This window comes from Rhizobium sp. TRM95796 (assembly GCF_025779995.1).
Taxonomy (GTDB): Bacteria; Pseudomonadota; Alphaproteobacteria; order Rhizobiales; family Rhizobiaceae; genus Rhizobium_E.
In genome coordinates this window covers 757,573-768,709 of sequence record NZ_JAOXHE010000001.1, presented here as the reverse complement: position 1 = coordinate 768,709, position 11,137 = coordinate 757,573, and the positions used below count along the sequence as shown (strand labels likewise).

Below are 11,137 nucleotides of genomic sequence, written 5' to 3'. Positions count from 1 at the left end.
GGGTCAGCTGGCGGCGCGGAATTCGTCGTCGGCGCTGTCGGGACCACCTTGGTTCATGTCGAGCGCGAAGCCGCGCAGACGCGCCTGCTGTTCCGCCACGCCGAGCGAATTCCGTTTCGCCGCCGGTTTAGCGACTGGCCGGGCTGCTGGCGCGGACGCCTTCCCGGCGGCCATCGCTTTCTTGGCTTCCCGCGCGTTTTCGACGCGGAAATAGGCAATCGATGACTGCAGCTCTTCAGACTGCGCCGCTAGTTCTTCCGAGGTTGAAGCCATTTCTTCCGAAGCCGACGCATTCTGCTGCGTCACCTTGTCGAGTTGCTGGATCGCTTCGTTGATCTGCGAGGCGCCGATATCCTGTTCGCGGCAGGCGGCGGAGATTTCCGAGACCAGTTCGGCGGTCTTGCGGATATCCGGCACCAGGCGCGACAGCATTTCGCCGGCTTCCTGCGCCGCGATCACCGTGTTGGAAGACATGGAGCTGATCTCGGCGGCGGCCGACTGACTGCGTTCGGCGAGCTTGCGGACTTCGGAGGCGACGACGGCGAAACCCTTGCCGTGTTCGCCAGCGCGGGCGGCTTCCACAGCCGCGTTCAGAGCAAGCAGATCGGTTTGGCGGGCGATTTCCTGCACGATGCCGATCTTCTCGGCGATGGTGCGCATGGCGCCGACGGCGCGGTTGACCGCGTCGCCCGAGAGTTCGGCGTCCTTGGCGGACTGGCGGGCGATCTTTTCGGTCTGGGCCGCGTTGTCGGCGTTCTGCTTGATGTTGGCGGCCATCTGCTCCATCGAGGCGGAAGCCTCTTCGGCGGCGGCGGCCTGTTCGGTGGCGCCCTGCGACACTTGCTCGGAGGAGGCAGACAGTTCCTGGCTGCCGGAGGAAACGTTCGTGGATGCCGAAAGCGCATCGCCGACCACGCCGCGCAGGCGCTCGATCATCGCGTTGACATAGCCCAGCAATTCGCCGATCTCGTCCTTGCTGGTGATGTCGGCGAGCTTGGTGAGGTCGCCCTCCGACACGCTGCGCACGGCGGCGTTGGCGCGGTTGAGGCCGTTGGAAATCGTCTTGGAAATCCAGAAGGCGGCGGCGACGGAGATCAGGAGCGCTACGGCGCTGATGCCGATCATGATGCTGCGCGACGAGGCGTACTGCGCTTCCGCATTGCCCTCGGCCTCTTGCATCCGGCCGTTTTCGATGTCGATCAGGTCGTAGATGACCTTGTCTATTTCGTTGATGACGGGGCGAAGATCGACGGTCGCCTGCGTGGCGCCGGCGAGGTCGCCGGCTGCGAGGCGCTGGCGGGAAAGATCATCGCCTTTGATAAACTTCTCGCTGTCTTCACGGATCGAGGCCCAGAGGGGGCGACCTTTTTCGGTCGCCAGCCCCTCGGCCTTCACGAGCAGGTCTTCGAAGCGCTTGCGCGCCGCATCGCCCTTGTCGATCGTGGCGGCGCGCTCTTCCGCGTCGGTCGCCAGAAGTAGGTTCTTCTGCTGGCGGATCATCTCTAGGAGTTCGATGTCGATGGCTTGGGCCGTCTTGAGGCGCTGCGCCGGGCCGGTGAGAACGTCGCCGATGGTCGTGTTGAAGGACGACAGGGTGAAGATCGCGTATCCCGCCGTCCCGATCATCAGGACGATGAGGAAACCGAAGGCGACCCCCAATTTTGTTTTGATCGTCAAAGACATAATCCAACCCCTTTAGGATATTCCCGGAGCCCCCGCTCCATGCAATGTTATTTGAAAATAGCTCTCATGTTCGGCACGATGATGAAGTCGCTGCCGCGCTTCACCAGGCAGTCGATGAAGTCCGGCCGCCAGCGCATGCCGACGGACGGCGGCGGCTCGCTGGCGGTCCTCGTCAAGGTGGTGACCTCGTAGACCTTGTCGGTGCGGATGCCGATCAGGACCGGCGCGCTGTCGAGTTCGAGGTTCAACTCCATCACGATGATCCGTGTGTCGTTGGTCGTCTTGCTCGGCTCCATGCCGAAGGCGAGCGTGATGTCCGCGAGCGGGATTACCCGGCCCCGAAAATTGATGACGCTCGCCACATAGGGCCGGGCGCCGGGCACCGGCGTTTCCGGCACCAGGTCGAGGATTTCCCTGACGCGGATGGCTTCGATGGCCAGGGTTTCACCGGCGATGTCGTAGGTCAGGACCTCGAGTTCGCTGGCGCGGTCCCAGAACGTGCTTTCGGTTTTGCGTTGTGCTTCCATCATCCTGCGGCGCGCATCTGCGCCTCCTCTAGCTGGCCGGCGGCGACGAGATGGGCGACATCCAGGATCAGGGCGACGGAGCCGTCGCCGAGAATGGTCGCGCCCGAGAAAGTCGCAACGTCATGATGCAGCTTCGACATTGATTTGATGACCGTCTGGTGGTCGCCGATGATCTGGTCGACGACGAGGCCGACGCGTTCGGTTCCGGTGGAGATCACCACCACCTTCTGGAACGGATCGGGCTTGGTGCCCGTCTTGAACAGATCGCGGAGCCGGATGAACGGCACCAGACTGTCACGCAGCGAAATGAAGCTGCGGCCGCGCGAGCGCATGTCGTCTTCGAGCGACAGTTCTAGGCATTCCTCGACCGCCGACAGCGGAATGACGTAACGGCCCGAGCCGACGCGGACGAGCAGACCATCGATGATGGCGAGCGTCAGCGGAATGTTGAGCGTGATGTCAGATCCCTTGCCGGGCGTGCTGACGATGTTGATCGAGCCGCGCAGCGCGTCGATGGTGCGCTTGACGACGTCCATGCCCACGCCGCGGCCCGACAGGTTGGTCACGGCCTGCGCGGTGGAGAAGCCCGGCTGGAAGATCATCTGCAACAGGTCCTGGTCGGACAGCTGCTGATTGGGCTGGATGAGCCCGTTCTGCTCGGCCTTGGCGCGGATGCGCTCGCGATTCATGCCGCGGCCGTCGTCGCTGATGATGATCTTGACCTCGCCGCCGGTCTGGCGGGCGAGAAGACGCACCTTGCCCGCCGCCGGCTTGCCGGCCGCGACGCGTTCGTCGGCGGTTTCGAGGCCGTGATCGCAGGAGTTTCTGACGAGGTGGACCATGGGATCGGCGAGACGTTCGATGACGCTCTTGTCGACTTCCGTGGTTTCGCCTTCGGTGACGAGTTCGATCTGCTTGCCGGTCTCATGGGCGAGGTCGTGGATGAGACGGCGAAACCGGCCGAACAATTGCGTCACCGGCACCATGCGCAGCACCATCATCGTGTCGCGCAATTCGCCCGACAGACGTTCGATGTCTTCCGACACGGCGCGCAATTGCAGATCCGCGCCGCTGGAGGCGAGCTGCGACAGGCGCGATTGGGCGATGACGAGCTCGCCGACGCGGTCCATCAGTTCGTCGAGCCGTTCGGCGGGAACGCGCACATTCTCGGCCGACTTGTTGGTCTGCTTGACGTCGATCGCCGCCGGACGCGCTTCCACGGGCTGGATGGGTTTCGGCGCCTGAGCGGCGCGCGGCGCATCCGCCTTGACCTCGGGGGCAATCGCCGCGGCCGGCGGCTCGTCCCTGACGATGTCGAGCTTCATGTCGTCCATGACGAAGATGAACACGTCTTCGATCGAGGATTTGGTCGCCGCCCCGTCGAGGGTCACCGACCAGGTCAAATAGAGCTCGGTCGGGTCCATGCCGTCGAGCATGGGCACGGCGGAGGCGTCGATGCGCACTTCGCATTCGCCAAGATCGCGCAATTCGTCGATCAGCGGCAGCGGATTGGTGCCGTTGGTCATGGCGTTTGCCGGAAGCGAGAAGCGGATGTTCCACTTGCCCTTCGGCGCGGCGGCGCTCGGCGCCGGCGCTTCGTGGCCGGCGGCGGCCTCGACGGCGCGTTGCAGCCGGCCGAGCAGGTTCTCGCTGACGGAGGAATGATCTGCGCCGGGCTCCTCGACGAGGACGCGCATATGGTCCTTGGCGTCGAGAACGGCGGAGATCAGGTCTTCGGTCGCCGGCACTTCACCCTTGCGCACCCTGTCGAAAGCGGTTTCGCAATGATGCGTGAACGCGGCAAGGGCTTCGAAGCCGAACATGGCTCCGGAGCCCTTGAGCGTGTGGAGACTGCGGAACACCGCGTCGACCTGATCTTTGTTGCTCAGGTCTTCGAGCAGATCGAGCAGGCCTGCTTCGATCATTTCGAGGAGTTCCGCCGCTTCCGTTCGGAAAACGGCTATAGGATCGGGATGGCTCATTTGCCGAGCACCTTGCGCACGATTTTGACGAGATTGTCGGGGTCGAAAGGCTTGGTCAGCCAACCGGTGGCGCCGGCGGCCTTCGCCTGTTCCTTGATGGAACCATCCGATTCCGTGGTGAGGAAGATGATCGGAACGCCGGTCTGGCTGGGGATCTTGCGAAGTTCACGGATCATGGTCAGGCCGTCCATGACGGGCATGTTGAGATCGGTGACGATCAGGTCGTAGTGACCCGCGGTTGCTTTCGCGATCCCCTCGGCTCCGTTGATCGCTTCGGTGACGTTGTACCCCGCATTGGACAGAGCCACATTCGTGGTCAGTCGAATGCTCGCGGAGTCGTCGACGGTCAAAATGTTCGCAGCCATTATTGCATTCCTTCGTGCAGCCAAAATTTTGCGTCCTCGGTCGAGAGGACATCGAGAAAGCCCGCCCGCTTGAGCGCCGTTTTGACGGCCGCGTTGGCGGGACGAGAAAGGGTGACCGGCTTGCCGCCGGCAGCAGCGCTTTTTCGAACGGATTCAATGAGTTGCAAGAAGGACAAGTCGATGTCCTCACAGTTTCCGAGGTCGATCTCGATCTGTGTGGAAGAGCTCGAATAATCCAGCAGCTCCGCGTGAATGTCGCGGATATTTCGAATATTTGCTTTAGCAGGCATCGAATATGTCATGTCCTCACCTTTTTACTGGTGTTCGCGCCAATAATTCTATCGCGGGAGCATCACAGCGAATGGCTAACGAGGCGTAAATTTATACTGGGAAAAATTAATCCCATCTAATGATATGCTAGTTTTAGGAGAGAATACTAAACGGAATTTTAATAGATGCTAACGATTTGTTTAAAGTTGCAGAGCTTTGAAATTACTAGAGTTTATACAATTTAAGAAATTCCTGAAATTGAATGCCGGAGAGGTTTCGGTAACCAATGCGGAGATTAACGGGACAACTCCTGCATGAATTTACGCATCGTTTGTGCCTTTGCCCTACACTTCTCTCACATATGAAATACGTTTGGGGACAAAACGTTGTTGCAAGTAAAACAGAGTAACGCCGCTTTTTACCGCGTCGGGCGCGCCGAGCTCGATGCGAAGCTCGCCGTTGCGCATGGAAAATTGGAGAAAAAGTTCCTCGAAGGCGGCGCGGTGCTGATCGCGATCTCCGATATTCTGAAGCGGCTCATCGCGTCGCTCGACTCTCTGACCAGCGTGCTCGACGCCGACGCCTCCAACGCCACGATGCAGCGCATCCTCTCGACCGCCAAGGAGCTCGCGGAGCTTCCCAAGTTCGAACAGGCGCGGCTGGGTGGGTTCGAGAAGCTGAAGACGGCCTGTCAGAAGATGCAATCCAATGTGGAGGACATGCGCGAGACCATGCGCTATCTCCGGACATTTGCGATCACGGTGAAGATCACCGGCGCAGGCATCGCTGAATTCGCCGGCTTCGCCGACGAAATTCGCGAACGCATCCAATCCGGCGCGCAGGAGGTCGATCGCTTCGGCGATCAGCTTTCGGCCATGGCGTCGCAGCTTGCGACCGCCACCCAGTTCTCGGCCCGCATTTCGCGCGAATATGGCGACGTGGTTCCCGGCGTCGTACGGGATCTCGAACGCGACGCGAGCGTGATCGCCGACCATCATCGCAAGCTCTCGTCCATCGCCAACGATGTGAAATCGCTGGCCCGCGCGATCCAGTCCAAGATCGCCCAGGTCCTGTCGGCGCTGCAAATCGGCGACATCACCCGCCAGCGGCTGGAGCATGTGCGCACGAGTTTCGAATTTCTCGACGAGTTCAAGGCGTCGGCCGACGGCGCCGCCCTGAGCGTCGAGATGAACGAAGCGCTGGACGGCGTCATCGATCGGCTGGCGGCGGCGCAGACCGAAAGCATGGTCGACGACTTCGAACGCGACTGCCGGAAGATCATGCAATTGATGCAGAGCTTCGTCGACGACGCCCATTCGATCATGGCGCTGCGCGCGACCATGCATCAGAGCGGCGACCGCGGCGGCAACAATTTCCTGGCCACGCTGGAGCGCGGCGTCGCCGCCGCGAGCGGTCTGGTCGCCAATGTGGCCGAAACCAGCGCCAACGCCAACCGTGTGGCGCAGTCGACCGGCGAGACCGCCCACAGTCTGGTCGACGGGATCTCCATCATCCGCGGCATCAAGACCGACATTCATTATATGGCGCTCAATTCCAACCTCCGCTGCTCGAAGCTCGGCGACGAAGGGCGTTCGGTCAATGTGGTCAGCGCCGAACTCCGGGTATTCGCCGAGAAGCTCGAAGAGCCGGCCAACAACGTGGTCGACGAGTTGCAGCATTTCGAAGGCGCGGCCGTCGCCTTCTCGCAATGCGCCGAAGCCACCGGTTCCGACCTGAGCGCGCCTCTGCGCGCGGCGCTGGACGATATCCGCGACATGTCCAAGCGCATGGACGAGAGCATCGCCCTGTTCGAGCATGAGGGCCAGGAAGTGTTCGCCAAGGTCAGCGCGGCGCTGTCGACGCTCGATTTCGAAAGCGAACTCGGCGACGTGCTGCGGGACTGCGTCGCCGTCGCCCGCGATCTGGCCGCCCAGGCCGAAGGCGACGCCTCCATTCTCGGTTCGTCCGCCGACGCCCTCAGCGCGCGGATCTACAAGATCTACACGATGGCGTCGGAGCGAGACCTGCATCGGGAGCTCATGGTCGTCAATCAGGCCGCCGACGAACCCGCCGCAAAGGCTCTGACGAGCGACGAGGATCTGTTCGACGACGCGCTGTTCTGAGCATCCGCCGGCATTGCGGCGCGGGCGGCTTTCGCTGCTCGCTCAAAGATCTTTGCGCATGATGTGATAGACCGCGTCGTCGCGGTCGAAGATCTCCGTCGTCACCCAGCCGCGGGAACCGTAGAGACCGACGGCGCTTGCGCTATAGAGGCTCAGCCGTCGGAATCCGGCCTCGCTGGCGACGGTTTCGATCCTGGCGATCAACCGCTGCGCATGGCCTTCACCGCGATGGGCGGGCGCGACATAGAGCCCCGCGAGCCATGGATTGAGCTCGGGACGGTCTTCGAGATCGTCGTTGCAGAGCGCGACCATGCCGATGGGCTCGCCGCCCTCCAGCAGGACCAGCACCGTCGGCAACGGGCCAGGCGCGACCGCCGCCGCCTGTTCGCGCGCCATCAATTGCTCGAAGGATATGTCACTGTTGCTGAAAAAGGCTTCCCAGCGCCAGGCGCCGGTAACGGCTGTCAGGTCCGGCCGCTCTCTGGTAGTGACATAGGAAAGGCCGGATCTCGTCTCGATCACGCCACCGCGCGCGGACGCGCCATCGCGACGGCCGGTTGGGCGGGGCTAACCCGGTTGCGGTTGGGCACGTAGCCCAGCACTTCCTCGGCGAAGGCGGCGGCGTTTTCCTTGGCCTTGTCGAGATTGCTGACGCGTTCCGAATTCATGTCGTAGAGGCTGCAGCCGTAGTCGAACAGGTCGCGATAGGCGGCGCGTTCGATGATCGGCGTGTCGAGAACCCGCACCTTGCGCTGGGCGAGCATCTGCTTGACCACCTGCAATGCGCGAGTTGTGACCATCGAGTTAACACGGGTCAGAACCACCGAGTGGGGGATGCGAATGGAGGCCTTGTCCTCCAGATACTGCAGCAGTTCGAGCACCTGGGCCCCGCCCTTGGCGTCCATGGCGCAGCCTTGGATAGGGATGAGCACGTGATCGGACACGCCCAGGGCGGTGGCGATCATCGGCGAGCAGGCGCCGGGAAGGTCGAGGAGGAAGTAGTCTGTCCTGTCGCGATACAGGGCCATTTGCGATTGCAGGTTGGAGACGGTCACATAGGACACGACCTGGATGTTGGCGAGCGGCGTTCCGGTCTCATGCCAGCGGCTGATCCAGCGCTGCGGATCGGCGTCGAGGATGGTGACGCGTTCCCCCTGACGGGCAAGTTCGGTGGCGAGGAGCAGCACGGCGGTGGTTTTGCCCGCGCCGCCCTTGGTGTTTGCGAAAGTGATGACCGGCATTGCTTGACGTCCTGAAAAAACATTGCGCGCGCCAGCCCGATCCTGCGGCTGAGGCTCTTTCACGATCTTTGCCAATCGTGGTTAAGGAAGTCTTTCCAGCGACCTACTAGTTTGTGTATCCGACTGCAGAAACTACCGCTCGCGCGCGCAAGAAAATTTGCGGCCGTCGGGCAGCATCAGCTGAGCCTGATCGCCCTCGATCGAAAAAGCCACGCCATTGGCGCCGTAGTCCGATTTCTCGATGAATTCGTCGCCGTCGGCGACGCCGACATGCACGGCGTTGCGCCATTCGATCGTCCCGACCCGTGGATTGCTCTCGATCAGGGTGGCGGTGACGGGATGGTCGATCTTTCGGCATCTCAACACATAGGGTCCCCGCGTCAGGGCGTTCTCGGCCTGGCGGACTTCCTCGTGCTTTTCCAGAAGCCGGTGAATGCGCTTGGCGTAGGCGGCGATGATGCATCCGCGCGTGTTCTGCGCCAGCCAGCATTCGTCGCGCGCTCGCTTCCAACCCGCCGCATCCGCCTTCATCGCCGCAGCCTGTTTCGGCTCTGCTTTCTTCAAGGCCAGGGTATAGAGCCGAGCGGTTTCGTGGTCGAGCAGCGACAGTTCATGATCGCCGCAAATCGTGCGCTCGGCGCGGCTGTCCACCTTGGCGCAGTCGAAGGAAGGGCTTGCCGCCGAAGCGGAGGTCGGCGCGGCGGCCGGCGCCAGCAATGCGGCCGCCGCTGCGGACAAAAATAGCGGCCAGCCGGCGGCCCGGCGGCGGGAAGGATCGATACGCGGGTGTCGACGGTTCGGGGTCATGGGCGTCACCTCTGTCTCAGCGGCGCCTCGTTCACCGGGCGCCGTGTCTTGGCTTAACGCGCGACCTCGCCGGATGATCCGCAAAAGAAAAGGCCCGCGACGATGGCGGGCCTCAAACCGTTTCTATGCGCGGGGCTCAGCCCTTGGCGCGCTCGACATAGGAGCCGTCTTCGGTCAGCACCACGATCTTGGTGCCGGCGTCGATATGCGGCGGAACCATGGAGCGAATGCCGTTCGACAGCATGGCGGGCTTGTAGGAGGACGAGGCTGTCTGGCCCTTGACCACCGGCTCTGTTTCCATGACTTCGAGCACGACGTGGCGCGGCAGTTCCATGGCGATCGGGTTGCCCTCATGGATCGACAGGATGACGGTCATGCCTTCCGACAGATAGGCCTTGTCGTCGCCGATCATGTCGACGGTCGCCACGACCTGGTCGTAGTTTTCCGGGTTCATGAAGTGGTAGCCTTCGCCGTCCTCATAGAGGTACTGGAAGTTGATGTCTTCCACGATGGCGCGTTCGACCTGTTCGGTGGTCTTCCAGCGCTCGGACACCTTTACGCCGTCGGAAATGCGGCGCATGTCGATCTGCGTGACCGGCGTGCCCTTGCCCGGATGAAAATTCTGCGCGGTCAGAACGACATAGAGCCTGCCGTCGATGTCGAGGACATTGCCCTTGCGGAGCTGAGAAGCGATGACCTTTGCCATAGGACTTCCTTGTAACTTGTTTGAACGCGCATTAAAGGACGGTCGGAACCGGCCAAATGCCCGCCTTTTCAGGATGTGGCGCGCCAATAACCCGAAAACGGGCAAATTGCCAGTCTGAATCGAACGCGAAGGTGAGAAACATGGCCGTGACGACGCCGTCCCGCTGGTGGGCGCCCGATGTGCATGCCGACCGGCGTCCCTTTCTGCTCGCCCGCAACCGCGTGCAGGCGGCGCTGCGCGCCTACCTCGCCGGGGACGACTTCATCGAGGTGGATACGCCGGCGCTGCAGATTTCGCCGGGCAACGAGACGCATCTGCACGCTTTCAAGACCGAGCTGATCGGCTCCGACGGCGTTGCGCGCGACTATTATCTCCACACCTCGCCGGAATTCGCCTGCAAGAAGCTGCTGTCGGCGGGGGAGAAGCGCATCTTCACCTTCGCGCATGTCTATCGCAATCGCGAGACGTCTCCGACGCATCAGCCCGAATTCACCATGCTCGAATGGTATCGCGTCGCCGAAGCCTATGAGGCGCTGATGGAGGATTGCGGGCGGATGCTGTCGCTGGCGGCCGAAGCGGGCGGAACGACGACCTTCGCCTATCGCGGCATGAGTTGCGATCCCTTCGCCGAACCCGAGCGGCTGTCGGTGGCCGAGGCGTTCTCGCGCCATGCCGGCATCGATTTGCTCGCCACCATCGCCATGGACGGCGAGACGGATCGCGACGAACTGGCGGCGCGGGCCTCTGCGGCGGGCATCCGCATCGCCGAGGACGACACTTGGTCCGACATTTTTTCCCGCATCCTGGTGGAAAAGGTCGAGCCTGAACTGGGCGAGGGGCGCGCGACCATTCTCTGCGAATACCCCGCCGCCGAAGCCGCGCTCGCCCGCCGCTCGCCGCAGGACGGGCGCGTCTCCGACCGTTTCGAGCTTTATGCCTGCGGCGTCGAACTCGCCAACGCCTTCGGCGAACTCACCGACCCGGTAGAGCAGCGCCGCCGGTTCGAGATGGAAATGGTCGAGAAGCAGCGGATCTATGGCGAGACCTATCCGCTCGACGAGGATTTCCTCTCAGCGCTTGCGATCATGCCCGAGGCGTCGGGCGCCGCGCTCGGCTTCGACCGGTTGGCGATGCTGGCGAGCGGCGCACGGCGCATCGACCAGGTGATGTGGGCGCCGGTGGTTTGGGGGGCGTGATGGGGAATGTTTTTAAGGCAAGGCTGTGCACAGCCCCTCATCCCGCTGCTGCTGCGTTCTCCCCGCGCCTGCGGGGCGAAGGGCGATGGAGCGCCGTCCTTGCCACATCCTCCTTCTCCCCGCTCGCGCGGGGAAATGGTCCCGGCAGGGGGGGGAGGGGCTGTGCACACCCTGTCCTCTCGCCGCGCCCGTGGCTCACCCCCCTCTGTCCTGCCGGACATCTCCCCCTCAAGGGGG

11 protein-coding genes are annotated in these 11,137 nt (G+C 62.7%); 2 read left to right on the top strand and 9 right to left on the bottom strand.

Annotated features, from left to right (window positions below):
- Positions 1-3 precede the first annotated feature (3 nt).
- The 5 genes from OCK01_RS03690 to OCK01_RS03670 are packed head-to-tail and all read right to left on the bottom strand — an operon-like array spanning position 4 to position 4,859.
- Positions 4-1,683, bottom strand: coding sequence for a methyl-accepting chemotaxis protein (locus OCK01_RS03690; RefSeq protein ID WP_263822739.1), 1,680 nt, complete (start codon positions 1,681-1,683; stop codon positions 4-6).
- A 47-nt stretch (positions 1,684-1,730) separates the two neighbouring features.
- Positions 1,731-2,213, bottom strand: a complete 483-nt coding sequence (locus tag OCK01_RS03685) for a chemotaxis protein CheW (RefSeq protein ID WP_412178963.1) — start codon at positions 2,211-2,213, stop codon at positions 1,731-1,733.
- Positions 2,210-4,192 carry a chemotaxis protein CheA gene (locus tag OCK01_RS03680; protein WP_263822737.1) on the bottom strand — a complete coding sequence of 661 codons (1,983 nt, stop codon included), beginning with the start codon at positions 4,190-4,192 and terminating at the stop codon, positions 2,210-2,212. The genes OCK01_RS03685 and OCK01_RS03680 overlap by 4 nt, the downstream gene beginning before the upstream one ends.
- Positions 4,189-4,557, bottom strand: coding sequence for a response regulator (locus OCK01_RS03675; RefSeq protein ID WP_182828937.1), 369 nt, complete (start codon positions 4,555-4,557; stop codon positions 4,189-4,191). Before OCK01_RS03675 ends, OCK01_RS03680 begins: the two co-directional genes overlap by 4 nt.
- A complete protein-coding gene (locus OCK01_RS03670; RefSeq protein WP_182828938.1) occupies positions 4,557-4,859 on the bottom strand; it encodes an STAS domain-containing protein in 303 nt (100 codons plus the stop codon). The genes OCK01_RS03675 and OCK01_RS03670 overlap by 1 nt, the downstream gene beginning before the upstream one ends.
- 354 nt (positions 4,860-5,213) lie before the next feature.
- Between OCK01_RS03670 and OCK01_RS03665 the strand changes: the two genes are divergently transcribed.
- Positions 5,214-6,950, top strand: coding sequence for a chemotaxis protein (locus OCK01_RS03665; protein WP_263822736.1), 1,737 nt, complete (start codon positions 5,214-5,216; stop codon positions 6,948-6,950).
- Between the two features lie 42 nt (positions 6,951-6,992).
- Here the strand turns inward: OCK01_RS03665 and OCK01_RS03660 are convergent, their stop codons facing one another.
- The 4 genes from OCK01_RS03660 to efp all read right to left on the bottom strand — a co-directional run bounded on the left by OCK01_RS03660 (position 6,993) and on the right by efp (position 9,704).
- Positions 6,993-7,472 (bottom strand): GNAT family N-acetyltransferase, encoded by a 480-nt coding sequence (locus tag OCK01_RS03660; protein ID WP_263822735.1) that lies wholly within the window; start codon positions 7,470-7,472, stop codon positions 6,993-6,995.
- Complete coding sequence (locus OCK01_RS03655) at positions 7,469-8,191, bottom strand: ParA family protein (RefSeq protein WP_263822734.1); 723 nt, start codon at positions 8,189-8,191, stop codon at positions 7,469-7,471. Before OCK01_RS03655 ends, OCK01_RS03660 begins: the two co-directional genes overlap by 4 nt.
- Before the next feature lie 132 nt (positions 8,192-8,323).
- Entirely contained in the window at positions 8,324-8,998 is a 675-nt protein-coding gene (locus OCK01_RS03650; protein ID WP_263822733.1) for a lysozyme inhibitor LprI family protein, read from the bottom strand.
- Between the two features lie 136 nt (positions 8,999-9,134).
- Positions 9,135-9,704, bottom strand: coding sequence for an elongation factor P (efp, locus tag OCK01_RS03645; RefSeq protein ID WP_182828943.1), 570 nt, complete (start codon positions 9,702-9,704; stop codon positions 9,135-9,137).
- A 140-nt stretch (positions 9,705-9,844) separates the two neighbouring features.
- Here efp and epmA point away from each other — a divergent pair, with 140 nt between their 5' ends.
- Positions 9,845-10,900, top strand: a complete 1,056-nt coding sequence (gene epmA, locus OCK01_RS03640; protein ID WP_263822732.1) for an EF-P lysine aminoacylase EpmA — start codon at positions 9,845-9,847, stop codon at positions 10,898-10,900.
- The last annotated feature ends 237 nt before the right edge of the window (positions 10,901-11,137 follow it).

What these genes read in the sequence shown, in the direction of transcription:
- OCK01_RS03680 (WP_263822737.1), bottom strand. Translation starts at nt 4,192, where the DNA reads ATGAGCCATCCCGATCCTATAGCCGTTTTCCGAACGGAAGCGGCGGAA.
- OCK01_RS03650 (WP_263822733.1), bottom strand. Translation starts at nt 8,998, where the DNA reads ATGACCCCGAACCGTCGACACCCGCGTATCGATCCTTCCCGCCGCCGG.
- OCK01_RS03685 (WP_412178963.1), bottom strand. Translation starts at nt 2,213, where the DNA reads ATGATGGAAGCACAACGCAAAACCGAAAGCACGTTCTGGGACCGCGCC.
- OCK01_RS03670 (WP_182828938.1), bottom strand. Translation starts at nt 4,859, where the DNA reads ATGACATATTCGATGCCTGCTAAAGCAAATATTCGAAATATCCGCGAC.
- efp (WP_182828943.1), bottom strand. Translation starts at nt 9,704, where the DNA reads ATGGCAAAGGTCATCGCTTCTCAGCTCCGCAAGGGCAATGTCCTCGAC.
- epmA (WP_263822732.1), top strand. Translation starts at nt 9,845, where the DNA reads ATGGCCGTGACGACGCCGTCCCGCTGGTGGGCGCCCGATGTGCATGCC.
- OCK01_RS03690 (WP_263822739.1), bottom strand. Translation starts at nt 1,683, where the DNA reads ATGTCTTTGACGATCAAAACAAAATTGGGGGTCGCCTTCGGTTTCCTC.
- OCK01_RS03675 (WP_182828937.1), bottom strand. Translation starts at nt 4,557, where the DNA reads ATGGCTGCGAACATTTTGACCGTCGACGACTCCGCGAGCATTCGACTG.
- OCK01_RS03655 (WP_263822734.1), bottom strand. Translation starts at nt 8,191, where the DNA reads ATGCCGGTCATCACTTTCGCAAACACCAAGGGCGGCGCGGGCAAAACC.